Origin of the sequence: Pseudofrankia coriaricola, assembly GCF_032027725.1 — a bacterium.
Lineage (GTDB): Bacteria > Actinomycetota > Actinomycetes > Frankiales > Frankiaceae > Pseudofrankia.
Genome location: NZ_JASNFO010000001.1, coordinates 381,879 through 399,689, shown reverse-complemented (window position 1 = coordinate 399,689; position 17,811 = coordinate 381,879). Strand labels below are relative to the sequence as shown.

General features: G+C 73.2%; 9 protein-coding genes. 5 read left to right on the top strand and 4 right to left on the bottom strand.

Annotation, left to right across the window (positions count from 1 at the left end):
* Window positions 1–31 precede the first annotated feature (31 nt).
* The 4 genes from rpsA to QOZ89_RS01605 form a co-directional block, all read right to left on the bottom strand.
* Entirely contained in the window at window positions 32–1,510 is a 1,479-nt protein-coding gene (gene rpsA, locus QOZ89_RS01620; protein ID WP_071052330.1) for a 30S ribosomal protein S1, read from the bottom strand.
* Window positions 1,511–1,859: 349 nt separating this feature from the next.
* Complete coding sequence (locus tag QOZ89_RS01615; protein ID WP_071052329.1) at window positions 1,860–3,467, bottom strand: acyltransferase family protein; 1,608 nt, start codon at window positions 3,465–3,467, stop codon at window positions 1,860–1,862.
* 136 nt (window positions 3,468–3,603) lie between these two features.
* The gene (locus QOZ89_RS01610) at window positions 3,604–5,058 is read right to left on the bottom strand and encodes a glycosyltransferase family 39 protein (protein ID WP_241842191.1); all 1,455 of its coding nucleotides are present in this window, start codon (window positions 5,056–5,058) and stop codon (window positions 3,604–3,606) included.
* A gap of 246 nt (window positions 5,059–5,304) precedes the next feature.
* Complete coding sequence (locus tag QOZ89_RS01605; RefSeq protein ID WP_312622780.1) at window positions 5,305–5,919, bottom strand: hypothetical protein; 615 nt, start codon at window positions 5,917–5,919, stop codon at window positions 5,305–5,307.
* 174 nt (window positions 5,920–6,093) lie between these two features.
* On the opposite strand from QOZ89_RS01605, the gene QOZ89_RS01600 reads away from it, so the two are divergent.
* The 5 genes from QOZ89_RS01600 (at window position 6,094) to QOZ89_RS01580 (ending at window position 17,497) form a co-directional block, all read left to right on the top strand.
* Window positions 6,094–8,367: a DUF459 domain-containing protein gene (locus QOZ89_RS01600; protein ID WP_312622779.1), complete on the top strand. Its 2,274-nt coding sequence runs from the start codon at window positions 6,094–6,096 to the stop codon at window positions 8,365–8,367.
* 67 nt (window positions 8,368–8,434) lie between these two features.
* Window positions 8,435–9,436: a GDP-mannose 4,6-dehydratase gene (locus tag QOZ89_RS01595; RefSeq protein WP_071052361.1), complete on the top strand. Its 1,002-nt coding sequence runs from the start codon at window positions 8,435–8,437 to the stop codon at window positions 9,434–9,436.
* 146 nt (window positions 9,437–9,582) lie between these two features.
* A complete protein-coding gene (locus QOZ89_RS01590; RefSeq protein WP_241842186.1) occupies window positions 9,583–11,208 on the top strand; it encodes a hypothetical protein in 1,626 nt (541 codons plus the stop codon).
* Complete coding sequence (locus QOZ89_RS01585) at window positions 11,205–12,617, top strand: glycosyltransferase family 4 protein (RefSeq protein ID WP_312622778.1); 1,413 nt, start codon at window positions 11,205–11,207, stop codon at window positions 12,615–12,617. Before QOZ89_RS01590 ends, QOZ89_RS01585 begins: the two co-directional genes overlap by 4 nt.
* Window positions 12,614–17,497 carry an alpha-(1->3)-arabinofuranosyltransferase domain-containing protein gene (locus QOZ89_RS01580; protein ID WP_312622777.1) on the top strand — a complete coding sequence of 1,628 codons (4,884 nt, stop codon included), beginning with the start codon at window positions 12,614–12,616 and terminating at the stop codon, window positions 17,495–17,497. Before QOZ89_RS01585 ends, QOZ89_RS01580 begins: the two co-directional genes overlap by 4 nt.
* The last annotated feature ends 314 nt before the right edge of the window (window positions 17,498–17,811 follow it).

Here is a 17,811-nt window from a genome sequence, read left to right as displayed (position 1 = left end):
AACAGGCCACCCCCGATCGCGCCGCCCTCGATCAGCCTCTTCCGAACTGCTCGCGCAGGCGGCGCAGGGCTTCCTCGTCGATCGCCGAGGCCGGCTGCTGCGACTCGGAGGTGTAGGAGCTCGGCGCGACCGCGGCGGCCTCGGCCTCGCGGGCGGCGCGGATCTGCGCCTGGTGCGCCTCGAAGCGGGACTGGGCCTCGGCGTACTGCCGCTCCCACTCGGCCTGCTGCTCCTCGAAGCCCGGCAGCCACTCGCCCGTCTCGGGGTCGAAGCCCTCGGGGTAGACGTAGTTGCCCTGCTCGTCGTACTTGGCTTCCATGCCGTACTGGCTCGGGTCGAACGTCTCGCCGTCGCCCGCGAGCGCGGCGGCCTCGTTCGCCTGCTTGAGCGAGAGGCTGATCCGGCGCCGGTCGAGGTCGATGTCGATGACCTTGACCAGGATCTCGTCGCCGACGTTGACGACCTGCTCCGGGATCTCCACGTGGCGCTCGGCCAGCTCGGAGATGTGGACCAGGCCCTCGATGCCCTCGTCGACACGGACGAACGCGCCGAACGGCACGAGCTTGGTGACCTTGCCGGGGACGACCTGGCCGATGGCGTGCGTCCGGGCGAACTGGCGCCACGGGTCCTCCTGCGTCGCCTTCAGCGACAGCGAGACCCGCTCGCGGTCCAGGTCGACGTCGAGCACCTCGACGGTGACCTCCTGGCCGACCTCGACCACCTCGGACGGGTGGTCGATGTGCTTCCAGGACAGCTCGGAGACGTGCACCAGACCGTCGACCCCACCGAGGTCGACGAAGGCGCCGAAGTTGACGATGGAGCTGACGACACCCTTGCGGATCTGGCCCTTGGCCAGCTGCGACAGGAACTCCGAGCGGACCTCGCTCTGCGTCTGCTCCAGCCAGGCCCGGCGGGACAGGACCACGTTGTTGCGGTTCTTGTCCAGCTCGATGATCTTGGCTTCGAGCTCGCGGCCCACGTAGGGCTGGAGGTCGCGGACCCTGCGCATCTCCACCAGCGAGGCGGGGAGGAAGCCCCGCAGCCCGATGTCGAGGATCAGACCACCCTTGACGACCTCGATGACGGTGCCGGTGACGACGCCGTCCTCCTCCTTGAGCTTCTCGATCGTGCCCCAGGCGCGCTCGTACTGAGCGCGCTTCTTGGACAGGATCAGCCGGCCCTCCTTGTCCTCCTTCTGGAGGACGAGAGCCTCGACGTGGTCACCGACCGACACGACCTCGTGCGGGTCCACGTCGTGCTTGATCGATAGCTCACGGGACGGGATGACACCCTCGGTCTTGTAACCGATGTCCAGCAGCACCTCGTCGCGATCCACCTTGACGATGGTGCCGTCGACGATGTCACCGTCGTTGAAAAACTTGATCGTCTTGTCGACGGCGGCGAGGAAGTCCTCGGCCGAGCCGATGTCGTTGACCGCGACCTGTGGGGTGGTCGGGCTTTGCGGGCTGGTCACGGTCTCCACGGGTCGAACGTCGGTGGTGCTCGTCAAGGGGTCGGCTCCGACTAGGGGTTGACGTCAGCGCGAGAGCCGGGTCGAACCGCCGGGACGGAGGGACAGAGAACGCGCTACAACGACATTGCGCTGACAACGACACTGTCAGAACCGATAACGACTGCTCGAGTGGATCTGCTCGGTCCGAGACCCACAGACCCTCGCGCTGACTCCCAGTCTAGGGAAGCCTCTCCGGCGAGGTCAACGGGAGGCTGTCGCAGGCCCACGTCGGACGAACCCCGCGACTTCGCAGGCCGGGCGAAGCCCGACATCGGGGGCCCGGAGGACGACCCTCCGAGGCGGCATCACGGCCCTGGGAAACGCGGCCACAGGGCGGCGGCGACGGTCAGTCGCTCGAGGCGAAATGGCCGCCCGTGTCCTCCCGCCACCCGACTCTATCCGGTTGGTGCGGCTCGGGGAGGGGAGGGATGGTTGTCTCGTCCGGCACGCTCGCGACCGCGACATCACCCGCCGGCCCCACCACCGGGGCCACCGCGGGTGCCGGCGCCGCCGACGCCGGGAAGGCGGGCACCGGGAGAGCCGGCGCGGCCGTCCCCAGCGCGCCGGCCGCGGCCGGGCGGCCGGCCGCCGTGGGGCCGTGCCTGGCCGAGGAGCCGGCCGCGCTCAACGCGCGGCCGCGGCGGGGGCGGTTCTTCCAGCGCCGGGCCCAGTCGCGAGCGAGGTTCTGGCATGGCCGTTCGACCAGGTAGTAGGTCAGCGTCGCCAGCGCCACGGTGATCACCAGGACCACCGCGAAGAACGGGGCGAACGAGACCTGCCACATCTTCCAGCCGCCGCGCACCATCACCACGTCGATGACGGTCTGGTGCCACAGGTAGATGCCGTAGGAGATCGAGCCGAGGAAGGTCATCACCCGGCTGGACAGGAACCGGCGCACGAACCCGCGCCGCTGCGGGCCGAACACCGCCGGCAGCAGCAGGAAGAAGCCGAACAGCCCGTAGAACAGGTGCTTGCCCATGTCCGTCCGGGCGGTGACGTCGTAGATCGGCCACAGCGGCAGCCCGATCTTCCTGCTGGCCACCCAGTAGCAGACGGCCGCGAGCAGCCAGCAGACCGTGCCGGAGAACGGCAGCGTCGACCAGCGCGGATGACGCCCCTGCCGGCCGTACCAGGCCGAGACGACCGCGAGGAACATGCCCATGGAGAACAGGTCCCACCACACCGGCAGCCACACCGACCAGCCGTCGGCCGGCCCGATGTCGGTGCCGATCATCCGCCAGTGCACCAGGGTGCCCACCAGATAGAGCGCGGCGACGCCGGTCAGCTCGAGCCACAGCTGGGTACGCGGCGTGCGCACCCGCCGGCCGAGCAGCCACGCGTAGAGCGGGACGAACAGGTAGAACGCGACCTCGATGTCGAGCGTCCAGGCCTGGGTGAGGCCCTGCAGCGCCCATGACTGCCGGTAGCCCTGCACGAACAGCAGGCACTCGATCAGGCCCCAGATGTTCGCGACGATCATCTTGTCGGTGATGACGACCAGGCTGATCACGAACACCAGCCAGTACAGCGGGACGATCCGCATGAACCGGCGCAGCAGGAAGCCCCCGGCGTCGGGGACGTCCCGGCCGCCGCCCTGGTCGGCCAGCGCGAGGTGGCGCGCCACGAACGGCCGGTAGAGCAGGAAGCCGGAGATCAGGAAGAAGACCGCGACGCCGATCTCGGCCCGCGCGGCGTACGGCCCGAGCGAGGTCCGCAGCGTCAGGTTGGTCACGAAACCGGCGTGGACGACGATCACGAGCAGCGCCGCGATGGCCCGCAGCCCGTCGAACCCGGGAAAGATCGTCGCGTCCCGGCGCGGGGCGGCCGCCGCGGTGGCCGGGGCCGCGTCCGCGGGAGCCAGCGGCGCCTCGGACACGATGGTGGTGCCGGCGTCGACCGCGACCGTCGTCGGGTCGTCCGGGCGCCCGAGCTGGCGAAGCCCGGCCCCGGTCATGGCGCGGGCCGGGGGTGGCTGCGGTCCGGCACGGTCGCAAGGTACCAGCCGGCACCGTCCTTGCCTCGCGGGCGGCGGCGTGGATAACCACTCAGGACCACGGGTGGACCGACGGTGATCAGCGGATCGGCCGGGCTCACACGGCCGGGGTCTCGGCCCGTGGCCGGGTCGGAGCCTGGCCCGCCTGCCCGGCGCGCGCCGTCACCCGGGAGTCGCTGTGGCGGCCGCGGGGGACGAAGCGGGCGCGGATGGAGGCGAACGCGACGGCGGCGAGCAGCACCACCGCCGGCTCCGCGACGGCGCGGAAACGGCTGGTCCCGTAGACCATCGTCGAGGCGACGGTCAGCGCCCCCGGCAGCGCGAGCAGCGGCAGCAGCAACGCGCGGCGTCGGCGCAGCAGCACCGCGCCGACGGCGCCCGCGGCCAGCAGCACCCACAGCGAGAACAGCGCCGCCTTGCTGAGCCCCGCCGGCCGTGACTCGATCGTGTCGAACCGGACCTGCTGGAACGGCCGGAACACCCCCCAGGTCCGCCCGGCCCTGGCCAGCGCGACCTTCGGCAGTTCGGCCTTGTGGTCGCCGATGTACCGGTAGGCGGCGTCGCGATAGAAGACATCGCGCTCGGAGCGTTCGGTCGGCTCGTTCTGGATCTTCAGGATGCACTTGAAGTCCCACCAGCCGAGGAATGTGCCGTGGTAGGTCGTGTCGCAGTGCGTGACCGCGAGCGTCGTGCCGAGCCCCGTGGACAGGTACTCGGGCTCGTTGAACCGGCTCAGGTTGTAGCCGGCCCACGGCGCGATCGCCAGGACGCAGGCCGCCCCGGCGGCCGCGAGCATCCCCGCCCTGCGCGCCCATGACGCCCTGGCCGCCGGGAGCGCTTCGGTGTTCCGAGGATGAGGGGCCGCCGGAGGTGCGAAGGAGGCCCATTTTCGCACCTCCTTTGGCCCTCCAGGCGCGCGGGCCAGCAGAACCAGCGGCGTCACCAGGAAGACCGAGAGCAGGAGCAGTTCGGCCCGCGCCAGCGCCGCCGCGGCGGTGGCGAGCCCCAGCAGGGCGGCGTCCAGGTAGCCGCGCCGGTCCCAGAACCGGTAGGCGAGCCAGAGCACCGCCGAGCAGGCCAGGATCCCGGTCGTCTCCGACATCAGCAGCGGGTCATTGATCCACATGCCGGGGTAGACGGCGGCGAGCCCGGCCGCGACCAGCCCGGCCGTGGGCCCGGCGGCGCGCCTCCCGGTCAGCGCGACGACCAGGATGGTCAGCGTTCCGAGCAGGCAGTCGAACACCTGGTGCTCGAGGAACGTGGTGAGGCCGACGAGGGACGGCAGCGCGAGCAGCGCGCTGGTCAGCGGCGGGTGCTGCGCGTCCGGCACATACCGGTGGTTCAGTCTGAGCTCGTACGGGTCGGGCCAGCCTCGCCCGTCGGCGAACAGGTTGGCCGCATCGTGGTAGTAGAGCGGGTCGCCCTGCACAACCGCCGGGTGCATCCAGCCGAACAGATACCACAGCCGGACACCGAGACCGACAGCCATGATCAGGACCAACAGCAGCCACCAGCGCCGGTTCCGCGGCCCTGGGCCGCCGGTCTCGGGCATCTCCGCCGGAACCGGCGCGATAGCGGTCTTGGTCACGGCCGGAAAGTACCAAGGCGCCTCCAGTCATCTGAGCGCGATAGGTGTGACGATTGGCCTCGGGGCGAGGCCTCGCGCGGCCGGAGGTTCACCGTGCGGTACCAGCCAAAGGCCGCGCGACGATGGCGAAGCCTCGCGCGGCCGGCGGTTCACCGTGCGATACCAGCCAAAGGCCGCGCGACGATGGCGAAGCCTCGCGCGGCCGGCGGTTCACCGTGCGATATAGCCGAGGACGCGCGCGCGGGACCACGCCGGGGCTACCGCATACTTCGCAGAGCGGTCAGCTGGAGGCGGGCCGCCGATCACGACTGGCGGACGAGCGGGAGGAGGCCCCGGCTGAGCGGCAAAGACGCTGACACCGTCCGGATCTCCGACACCGCCCGCTTCCGCGATCATTCGCCCGCCCGAGCCGGCCGCCCCGACGACGACCAGCACGACGGTCGCGGACGCGAGGACGACAGCCGCGGCGGTGACGCCCACGGTGGCGACGAGCACCGGGACGACGGCTACGACGACGAACGCGGCGACGCGGGCGCCGGCCGCGGCGACGGCTCCCGCGCGGGAGCGGGCCGAGGGGACCACTGGCACCGGGTCGGCTCGTACGGCGACGGGCGCGAGGGCGGCCGACGCGATGGCCGCGGCCGCGATGCCGCCGGCCTGGACGGCTCCGGGCGCGACCACGGCGGGCGCGACGCGACGCGCGCGCCCGCAGGCCCATACCGCGGGGTCACCGGCGAGCGCGCCGCGCGAGGACGCGGCGCCGCGGGCGACCCGGACCCCCCGACAGAGCCCCCGACAGACCTCCCAGCAGATCGGCTTCGCCAATCGGGCAGGGACCCCGGATCCGACAGGGATCCCGGGCTTCGCCGACCCGACAGGAGCCCCCGCGGCGGCGACCGGCCCACGCGCGTCGGCGGCGGACGCCCCGGCGACGCGCGGCGCGATGACGCCGCGCGCGGGGACACGCGCCGTCAGGGGGCGCGTCCGGACGGCCGGCGCGTGCGCGATGATGAGGACGCCGGCCAGCACACCATCGCGCTCGCACGCGGCGCCATCGAGCGCGGCGCCCGCGGGCGCGGCCCAGCTCCCACGCGCGCGCCGGACCCGACCTACACCCGGCGCCCGCCGGGGCGGCGCGCTGACGATGGCGACGACGAGTTCGACCCGGAGGAGCCCAAGACCACAGGGCTGATGCTCCTGGACCCGACGGCCGCGCCGGCGAGCACCGCGATCGGCCCGGGGGACTCCGACACCACCGGGACCTTCCTCGCGCCGATCGTCCACTCCCCCGGGCTGGACGGGCTGCGCGCGCTCGCGGTACTCGCGGTGATCTGCTATCACGCGGGACTGTCCTGGGTTCCCGGCGGACTGCTGGGCGTGGACACGTTCTTCGTGCTTTCCGGGTTCCTGATCACTGGCCTGCTGATCGCCGAGTACCGGGCCACCCGGCGCATCGACCTCAAGGACTTCTGGACGCGGCGGGCCCGCCGGCTGCTACCCGCCTTCCTGCTCCTGCTGCTGGCGATCTCCGCCTATGCGCGGTTCTTCGCCGCGCCGGGTGACATCACGAAGATCCGCCTGGACATGCTGGCGTCGCTGTTCTACGTCGCCAACTGGCGGTTCGCGCTGTCGAACCAGAGCTACTTCGACCACTTCTCGGCGCCGTCGCCGCTGCTGCACACCTGGTCGCTGGCGGTCGAGGAGCAGTTCTACGTGCTCTGGCCGCTGATCGTGTTCCTGCTGATGCGGCACAGCGCGCGCACGGTCGACAAGTGGAAGGGCCAGCGGCGCAAGGCGCAGTCGGCGGCGCTGGCGGTCGCGGTGCTGGGCGCCGAGATGAGCGCACTGATCGGCATCGTGCTGCTGCTCGTCGGCGTCGACGCGTCGCGGATCTACTACGGCACCGAGGTTCGCGTCCAGGCGCTGCTGATCGGCGCGGCGCTGGCGGTGTGGCGGGCGCAGCGCCGGGCCGGCTTCACGGCACGTGGCAAGAAGGTGCTCGGGTACGCCGGCGGAGTGGCGTTGGTGGCACTGGTGGCGCTGTGGGCGACGGTCGACGGCCAGTCGCGCGGGCTGTACGCCGGCGGGTTCCTCGGCGTCGCGATCATCGTCGCGGTGCTGGTCGCGTCGATCGTCGAGGTGCCGGGCTCGGCCGTCGCGAAGGTGCTGTCGATCCCGCCGCTGACCTACATCGGAAAGATCTCCTACGGTCTGTACCTGTGGCACTGGCCGGTCCTGCTGACGCTCACCGCGGGGCGGACGGGCCTGCACGGCCCCGCCCTGCTGGGCGCCAGGATCGCCGCGACCATGGCCTGCACGCTCCTGTCGTTCTACCTGATCGAGAACCCGATCCGGCGCCGGTCGATCCGCATCCCGATGCCGGTGGTCACCACGCCGGCGGTGATGGCCGGCGTCGTCGCGGTGGCCGTGTTGGCGACGAGCACCCAGGCGTCCAGCGCCCGCAGCCCCGCGGACCTGGAGAAGCTCGCGGCGAGGGTCCAGGCGGGTGGGGCCCTGCCCACGGCGGCGCCGGACGCGCAGGGCAACCGGCCGCTGCGGATGCTCATCGCCGGGGACTCGCTGGCGACGACGCTGATCGGCAGCCAGTTCGGCGACGTGGCCGCGTCGATGAACGTGCAGCTCGCGGACGCCTCCATGCTCGGCTGCGGGGTGGCGCGGCTGCCGGCCAGGAAACTGGACGGCAAGCCCGGGCTGACGACGATCGGCTGCGACCAGTGGCCGGCGCGGTTCACCAAACGTGTGAACGAGGTCAATCCGGACATCGCGGCGCTGCTGGTCGGCCGCTGGGAGGTCACCGACCAGCTTATGGACGGCGAATGGACCCATGTCGGCGAGCCGAAGTTCGACACCTACCTCGCGTCCCAGCTGGACCTGGCGATCACGACGCTGTCCGCGCGCGGGGCGAAGGTAGTGTTGTTCACCACACCCGCGGTCGCCGCCCGCGAGGGGCCGGACGGGACGCAGTACCCGGAGACAAAGTCAGAGCGGGTGGCGCGGTTCAACCAGCTGCTGCGAGCGGCGGCCGGCCGGCACCGGGACGTGGCGACCATCGCGGATCTCAACGGGGTACTCACGCCGGGCAACCGGTACATGGACCACGTGAACGGCATCCTCACCCGGGACGACGGCGTGCATATTACTGCCCCTGGTGGGCGCATAGTTGGCCAGGCGTTGCTTCCCGCGATTGTTGGGCTGGTTCGTCCGACAGATGCGGATCGTCCCTCCGTGGGGACGACCACGTCCCCCGGCTGACCTGCGTGCTTTACCGAACGCTAACCTTTTCGACGGCAGCGTGCCGCACTCAGACAGGAGGGTGATCGTGCCTCGCGCGCTCATTACAGGGATCACCGGCCAGGATGGTCTGTACCTGGGAGAGCTGCTCACGGCCAAGGGCTACGAGGTGTTTGGACTGGTCAGGGGCCAGTCCAACCCCAAGGTGGCCACCGTCGAGCGGATCATCCCAGGCGTCCAGCTGCTGGAGGGCGACCTTACCGACCTGTCCTCACTGATCGGCGCTGTGGAGATCTCACAGCCGGACGAGGTGTACAACCTCGGCGCCATCTCCTTCGTCGGACTGTCCTGGAAACAGGCCGAGCTGACGGGCGAGACGACCGGGATGGGTGTGTTGCGTATCCTTGAGGCGCTGCGGATCACCGCCGGCAGCGATGTCTCCCGGATGCGCTTCTACCAGGCGAGCTCGTCCGAGATGTTCGGCAAGGTCCGAGAGACGCCGCAGCGGGAGACGACGCCGTTCCACCCGCGTTCGCCCTATGGTGTCGCGAAGACCTTCGGGCATTACCTCACGGTTAACTACCGCGAGTCGTACGACATGTTCGCCTGCTCCGGGATGCTGTTCAACCACGAGTCGCCGCGCCGCGGAATCGAGTTCGTCACCCGGAAGGTCACCCGCGCCGTCGCCCGGATCGCGCTCGGGCTGCAGGACTCGATCACCCTGGGTAACCTGGAGTCCCGCCGGGACTGGGGTTTCGCCGGCGACTACGTCGACGCGATGTGGCGGATGCTCCAGCAGGACGAGCCGGACGACTACGTCATCGCCACCGGGGAGACGCACTCCATCCGCGAGCTGCTGCAGGCCTCGTTCGCCCGGGTCGGCATCGATGACTGGGAGCCCTACGTCAAGCAGGACCCGCGGTTCTTCCGCCCGGCCGAGGTCGACCTGCTGGTCGGTGACCCGTCGAAGGCCATGGACAAGCTGGGCTGGAAGCCGACGGTCACCTTCACCGCCCTCATCGACATGATGGTGGACGCGGACCTCGCGCTGGAGCGGGAGGCCGCGGGACAGGCGCTGACGATTCGGTGACCGGTCCTCGGTTCGGCGCGACCACCCCGGCCCGCGGCAGTGCCTGGGTGGGACGCCGTGCACCGACGGCAGCATCGGCGGCAGCGCCGGCCACGCCACCGGCGACACCGGGAGCGCGGCCGGCTACACCGCGTGACAGTAACAGTATGTCACGGCGCCCCTACGTCCCCCCGCGCGCGACACCGGCGAACCGGGGCGGCAACCCCGGCGGCCTGTTCGCGGCCGTCCGGGCCGCGGGGGGCCCAGTGGACTGGGCCAAGCCGGCAACGGATGCGCCCGGCCCGGCCGGACCGGCCGAGGGCCCGGCCGTGCCGGGCGCCGAACCCAGGTGCGCCCCAGCCCCGGCCACCGCCCCTCTGGGCACCGCTCCCCCAGTCGTCGTGCCCGCGACCGCGACGCCCGCGGCCGCCAGGCCCGCGGCCGGTGGCGGCCGGCTGCGCGGCGCGGTGCGCGGGGCGACGCCGCTGGCGCTCGCCGGTCTGCTCGCCAACGTCGCGAACCTGGGCGTCACCCTCGTCATCGCTCGCGCGATGAGCACCCGCTCCTACGGAGCGACCGCCCAGCTGTTCGCCCTCTTCATGATCGTTTCCATGCCGGGCAGCGCGCTGCTGGTCGGCGTCGTCCGCCGGGTGACCACCTGGACCCGCACCGGCCGGGCCGACCTGGTCGCCGGCTGGGCGGCGCGGGTGCGGCGTGCGGGGCTGCGGGGCGTGGTCGCGGTCGCGGTGCTCGCGCTGGTGGCCCGCGGGCCACTCGCCCACGAGCTGTCGCTGCCGGGGCCGGGCGGGGTCGCCGAGACACTCACCGCCGGCGCGGCCTGGTGCCTGCTGTGCGTCGACCGCGGGCTGCTCCAGGCGGCCCACCGCTACCGCGAGCTCGCCGCGAACCTGCTGGTCGACGCGGCGGTGAAGGGCGCGGCGACGGCCGGCCTGGTGCTCGCGGGGCTGGCGCAGACGGGCGCCGCCACGGCGGTGCTCCTGGGCGTGCTGGCCGCGCTCGCACACGCCCGCCGCTCTCTCGGACCGACGGCCCGCGCCGGCTCGGCCCAGGCCGCCGAAGGAGCCGAGGCCGCCGAGACACTCCCCGCGCCGGCCTGGGGGGCCGCGGCCGCGGCCGGCGGGCGGGAGCGCCGGCTGGCGGCGGAGCTGGGCACCGCGCTTACGGCGCTGGCATTCCTCGCCCTGTTGCAGAACGTCGACGTCCTGATCCAGGGCCGGCTGTCCCCCGGCGAGTCGGGCCAGTACGCGGCCGTGTCCGTCACCTGCAAGGTGCTGATGTTCGGGGCCGTGGTGCTCGCCGGCTTCCTGCTGCCGGAGGCGGCCGACCGCCGCCACCTGGGCGAGCATGCCCTCCACCAGCTCGGCGCGACGCTGGCGATCCTCGCGCTGCCAGCCGCCGTACTCCTCGTGGCCGCGTCCGCCGCGCCCGCGGCCCTTCTGTCCCTGGCCTTCGGGCCACGTTTCACCGACGCCTCCGGCGCTCTCCTCCCCCTGGCCGCAGCGATGACCTGTCTCGGAGCAACTGTGCTGTTCACCCACTACCTGCTGGCCCTGGGCTCGCGCGCCGTGCTGGTCGCGCTCGGGCTCACGGCCGCGGCCGCCGCCGGGCTGATCGCCCTGGCCGGCGGCTCGCCGGTCACCACCGCCCGGATGGACCTCGCGGTCCAGGCCGTGCTGGCGGCGGTCACCGGGCTGCTCGTCGCCCGCGCGGCCCGCCGGACGATGTCCGCCCCTGGCGCGGGCCGCGCCGCCACGAAGGTGGCGCACGCATGAGCACGCTCGACGAGGGCGCTGGCCGTCCGAGCGCCGCCGCGCGGCCGGGTGGCGCTGAGAGGCTGAGCGGCGCTGAGAGGCTGAGCGGCGCTGAGAGGCTGGGCAGCCCCGCGGGCCTCGGCAGGGCCATCCCCGGTCAGCAGCCGGCGCGCGGCGGGCGGCCGGGCTCGGCCGTGCGGCTCGCCGAGCCGCGCCAGGCGCCGTGGATCGAGGCGCGCGAGCCCACCCTCGCGGAGCTGGTCGAGCGTTCGGGCGTGCGCCGCGTGCACATGCTCGCCTGGCGCGACCTGGACGACCCGGAGGCCGGCGGCTCCGAGCTGCACGCCGACCAGGTCGCCGCGGCCTGGGCCGCGGCCGGCGTCGACGTGAGCATGCGCACCGCGCACGCCCCTGGCCACCTGGAGACGGCGACCCGCAACGGCTACTCCGTCGTGCGCAAGGCCGGCCGGTACATGGTGTTCCCGCGCTCGGCGATCTCCGGCGCGCTCGGCCACGGCGGCCCCTGGGACGGCCTGGTGGAGATCTGGAACGGCATGCCGTTCTTCTCCCCGGTGTGGGCGCCCTGCCCCCGGGTCGTGTTCCTGCACCATGTCCATGGCGAGATGTGGCGGATGGTGCTGAAGCCGCCGCTGGCGAAGATCGGCGAGACGCTGGAGAGCACCATCGCGCCGCCGCTGTACCGGCGCACCCGGATGCTGACGCTGTCCGAGTCGTCCCGCCACGAGATCATCGAAATGCTCGGGCTGCCACCGGCGAACATCTCCGTCATCCCGCCGGGCATCGACGAGCGCTACGCCCCGCTCGGAGAACGCTCGCCGCACCCGCTGGTCCTGGCGGTCGGCCGGCTGGTGCCGGTGAAGCGGTTCGACATCCTCGTCGACGCGCTGGTCCGGCTGCGCCAGCAGCACCCGACGATGGAGGCGATCATCGTCGGCGAGGGCTACGAGCGCCCGGCGCTGGAGGCCCAGATCCGCGCCGCGCGCGCCGCCGACTGGCTGAAGCTGCCGGGCCGGGTCGACGACGACGGCCTGCTCGCGCTCTACCGGCGGGCCTGGGTGCTAACCAGCGCCTCGGCCCGCGAGGGCTGGGGCATGACGATCACCGAGGCGGCGGCCTGCGGGACCCCGTCCGTCGCGACCAACATCGCCGGCCACACCGACGCCGTCGCCGACGGGCTGTCCGGCCTGCTGGTCGAGCCGCGTGACCTCGCCGGCGCGCTCGGCCGGGTGCTGGGCGACCAGGGGCTGCGCGACCGGCTCGTCGCGGGCGCGCTGGCGCACGCCGCGACGTTCACCTGGGCCAACACCGCCCGCCAGACGTACGCGGCGCTCGTCCAGGAGGCCGCCAAGCACAGCCGCCGCGCGCCCCGACCCGGCGGTCTCGACCGGCTGCACGGGCCGCTGCGGTGACCTTGACAGCGCAGGACCCGGGCGGCCTCCCCGGGCCCAGCGGCCCCGGCGGTGACGCGGCCGGTGCCGGCGATAGCGCCGGTACCACGGCGACCGCTGGCACCGCGACCGTCACGGCCGATGACGCCGCCGAGCCGGCGGCGGAGCCGGCCGGCGCCGACGCGCCCGGTACGGACGACCGCCGCGGGTGGCGCGCCTGGCGGCCACCACGGCCGTCCTGGGCGACGCTGCTGCTCGCCGCCGTCGCCTACCTGCCGCTGCTGCGCACGTCGCCCGGCCGGATCGGCGCCGACACGAAGGCGTACCTCTACCTCGACCCGGGCCGGCTGCTGCGCCGCGCGGTGTCGATGTGGGACCCGGACGTCGGCATGGGCACCGTCACCCACCAGAACATCGGGTACCTGTTCCCGCAGGGCCTCTGGTACTACGTGCTGGACCTCGTCGGCCTGCCGGACTGGGTCGCCCAGCGGCTGTGGACCGGCACCATCCTGTTCGTCGCCGGCGCCGGCGTGCTGTTCCTGCTGCGCTCGTTCGGCTGGCCCGACCGGTACTCGGTCGTCGCCGCGTTCGGCTACATGCTCACGCCGTACTCGCTGGAGTACGAGGCGCGGATCTCGGCGATCCTGCTGCCCTACGCCGGTCTTGGCTGGTTCATCGGGATCACGGTGCGCGGCCTGCGCGAGGCCCGCGAGGGCAAGGGCAGCTGGCGCGGCGCGGACGCGTGGCGCTGGCCGGCCGCGTTCGCGCTGGTGGTCACCTCGGTCGGCAGCATCAACGCCTCCAGCCTGATCCTGATCATGCTCGCGCCGCTGCTCTGGCTGCCGTTCGCGGTGTGGGGCACCCGGGAGGCGACGCTCCGCGCCACCGGCGGCCTGATCAGCCGCGCCGTCATCATGACGATCCTGGCGAACGCCTGGTGGGTGGCCGGGCTCTACACGCAGGCCGGCTACGGCCTGAACGTGCTCGCGTTCACCGAGACGGTCAAGACGGTGGCCAGCAGCTCGCAGGCCTCCGAGGTGCTGCGGGGCCTGGGCAACTGGTTCTTCTACGGCGAGGACGCGCTCGGCCCCTGGGTCACCCCCGCGGTCGGCTACACCCAGGCGCTGTGGCTGCTGATGGTGAGCTTCGCCGTGCCGCTGCTGGGGCTCGCGGCCGCTTCGCTGATCCGCTGGGGCCACCGCGCCTACTTCGTCGGCCTGGTCGTGCTGGGCACGACGGTCGCCGTCGGCGTGTACCCGTACGACAACCCGTCGCCGCTCGGCCGGTTCTTCCGCGACTTCGCCGAGGGGTCGACGGCGGGGCTCGCGCTGCGCTCGCTGCCGCGCGCGGCGCCACTGGTCGTGCTGGGCCTGTCGGTGCTGCTGGCGGGCGCGATCGCCGCGTTCACCGAGCGGTCGATGGCACAGGCCGCCGCCCGCCGATCGTCGGCCGGCGGGGCGGGCCGCGCCGCGCGAGGCCGTCGGCGCCGGCGGCGGATGGTCTTCCGGGCGCGCCCCGGCTCCGTGCTGCCGACCGCCGTGACGGTGGTCGTGCTGGCGCTGCTCGCGCTGGACATGGCACCGCTGTTCCGCGGCCAGTTCCTGGAGCCGGGCCTGCAGCGGCCCGAGGACGTCCCGGACTACGAGCTGGCGCTCGCGGACGCGCTGAACGCCAAGGGCAACGCCACCCGGGTGCTGGAGCTGCCCGGCGCCGACTTCGCCCACTATCGGTGGGGCTCGACGCTCGACACCGTGACCTACGGTCTGATGGACCGCCCGACCGTCCAGCGCGAGCTCATCCCCTACGGCGAGGCCGGCAGCACCGACCTCGTCCGTTCCCTAGACCGCCGGCTGCAGGAGGGCGTCTTCGAGACGTCCTCGCTCTACGACGTCGCCCGGCTGATGGGCGTCGGCGACGTCGTGCTGCGCGGCAACAACCAGTATGAGCGCTTCCGCGGCCCGCGGCCGCGGGCCGACTGGGACCTGTTCACCTCGCGGCCGCCGAACGGCCTGGAGAAGCCGACGGTGTACGGCCCGCTGGTGAGCGAGACGACGACGATCCCCTACCTCGACGAGATCACTCTCGGCACCGACCCGGCCGTGCCCGACCCGCCGACGCTCGCCGACTTCGCGGTCAAGGACCCGACGCCGATCGTCCGCACCGCCACCACCGGCCGCCCGCTGCTCGTCAGCGGCAACGGCGAGGCGCTGGTCGACGCGGCGGCCTCCGGCCTGCTGACCGACGTCGTGGACAACAACCGGACCGTGCTCTACACGGGGGCGCTCGCGGGCGACCGGGACGGGATGCGCCAGGCCCTCGCCGACGGCGCCGAGCTGCTCCTGAGCGACTCGAACCGGCTGCGGGCGGAGCGCTGGACCGGCATCCGGGAGAACTTCGGCTACGTCGAGCAGCCCGGCGTCACGCCGCTGGCGAAGGACCCGGACGACAACCGGCTGCCGCTGTTCCCGGCGCAGGACACGTCGGACCAGACGGTCGCCGTGCTCGCCGCCCCGGGTGAGCAGGCTCAGGTCGCGGCGGTGACCGCGTCGAGCTATGGCAACACGTTCGCCTACGGCCCGGCCGACCGGCCGGTGCACGCCATCGACGCCGACCCGACGACGGCGTGGCGGGTCGGCGCGTTCACCGACCCGGCGGGCGAGCGCTGGCAGACGACGCTCGCCGCGCCCACCACCACCGACCACATCCGGCTGGTGCAGCCCCTCACCGGCCCGCGCAACCGGTGGATCACGAAGGTCACGCTGACGTTCGACGGCGGCTCGCCGGTGACGGCCGACCTCATCGACGGTTCCAGGACCGGCCAGGGCCAGGTCATCACCTTCCCGGAGCGGACCTTCAAGACCCTGACGATCCGCGTCGACGCGACCAACTACGGCAAGCAGAAGAGCTACGACGGCCTGTCCGCGGTGGGGCTGGCCGAGGTGGAGATCCCGAAGGCGGATGCCAAGCCGGCCGTCGCGCAGGACCTGCTGCGGATGCCGACCGACCTGCTCACCACCGCCGGCCAGGGCTCGCTCGACCACCCGCTGGTGCTGACGATGACGCGGGACCGGGCGAACCCGGCCGAGCCGTTCAAGGAGGACACCGAGTCGACGATCGCCCGTGTGTTCTCGCTGCCGACCGACCGCGCGTTCAGCCTGACCGGCACCGCGAGGCTCTCCTCCTACGCGTCGGACGACGTGATCGACAAGCTGCTCGGCCGGCCGGACGGCCCGCCGCTGGTGGTGTCCTCGGGCCGGCTGCCCGGTGACATCGACGCCCGCGGCTCGGCCGCCTTCGACGGCGACACCGCCACGGCATGGTCGCCCGGCTTCGGCGACCAGAGCGGCAACTGGCTGCAGCTGACGTCGCTGGACGACGTCACCCTGTCGACGGCGGAGCTCACCCTGGTGACCGACGGGCGGCACTCGGTGCCGACGAAGCTCGGCGTCGAGGTCGACGGCCAGCGGGCCGGCACGGTCGACGTGCCGCCGCTCGCCGACGCGGCGGGCAAGCGGGGAGCCACCACCACGGTGACGGTGCCGCTGCCGGTGGGCAGCGGACACCAGATCCGCTTCGTCGTCGACGCGGTCCGCCCGGTGACGACGAAGGACACGATCTCCGGCGCGATCATGACGACGCCGGTCGGCATCGCGGAGATCGAGCTGCCGGGCGTGAAGGGCACCGGCCAGACGGCGTCGACGGCGCAGCCGCCGGCCGACCTCTCCGTGGGCTGCCGGACCGACCTCCTGACCGTCGACGGCCAGCCGGTCGGCGTGCGGATCAACGGCACGACCAAGGACGCGTCCGGCCGGCTCGGCCTGGATGTGCGCACCTGCGGCACCCCGGTGCGGCTCTCGGCCGGTGACCACGTGGTACGCACCGCGAACGGGGCGAAGACCGGGATCGACCTGGACCGGCTGGTCTTCGCCTCGGACGCGGGCGGCACGACCTGGCCGGACGCGACGTCGATCAACGCCCTGGACACCTCCCGCGAGCAGCGGACGGCCGACCTCGCGGCCCAGTCCGGGAACGTGGCCGGCACCGCCGCCACCACGCCAGCCACGCCGACCGTCAAGGTGGACGTCGCGGGGCCGACGACGTTCGTCCTCACGGTCACCGGGGCCAAGCCGGGCACGCCGTTCTGGCTGGTGCTGGGGCAGAGCCTCTCCCCCGGCTGGCACGGCAAGATCGACGAGAACACCGACATCGGCTCGCCCCAGCTCGTCGACGGCTATGCCGACGGCTGGCGGATCGACCCGGAGTCGGAGACCTTCAAGGTCCAGCTCACCTGGACGCCGCAGCGGGTGGTCTTCGCCGCGTTGACCGTCTCCGTCGTGACGGTGGTGCTGTGCCTGGCCCTGCTCGGTGTGACGGGCCGGCGGCGGCGCAAGGCCGGCTGGCCGGCCGCGCCCGTCCGCGACCTGCCGAGACTGGACCGGCCGTTCGCCGCCACGCCGCGGCTGCCGCTGCGCCAAGTGGCGCCGCTGGTCCTGGGGACGGCGGCCATCGGGGCGTTCATCGTCAGTCCGGCCGCCGGCGCGGCCACGGCCGCGGTGACGCTGGTGGCGGCGTTGGCGCCTCGCGGGCGGGTGCTGCTGCGGGCCGGCTCGGTGGCCGCGCTCGCCGCGGCCGCGGCCTATGTCATCGAGGTGCAGGTCCGCTACAACCTGTCAGTCAACGGCTCGTGGGTGTCGGAGTTCGACAAGGTCGCGACCGTGTCGTGGCTCGCGGTGCTCTTCCTCGGCGCCGACGCCGCGCTCGCGCTCCTGCATGGCCACGCCAGCCGGCGAGCGGCCGAGGCCGAGGGCAGGGACGGGGCCCAGGACGAGGACGAGGCCGGCGGGACCGTGCCGCCACCGGACGCGGCGGCCGGCGCCGAGACTGAGCCCTCCGCCAGGTAGGCCAGCCGCCTCGGTGGGCCCGGCCCGCCGGGCCGCGCCCCCCCGCCGCGCCGGCCCGACCCACCCCCCCCCGCCCCGGGGGCGCCCCGCGCCGGGGGGGCGGGGCCCCCGGGCGCCGCCCCCCCGCGGCGGCTCGGCCCTGACGAGCCCGCCCGGGTCATGGCGGGCGATGCGGGCCATGCCATCACACTCCCGTGCTAACCGATGGCGACCGATGACGCCGGGTTTGCCCTTGAGTCAGCACGGAGCGTCATCACCCGCACACGATGCGTGGGCAGATCATGCTGCTCGCGGCCGGGAAAGGGAGCAGGCCG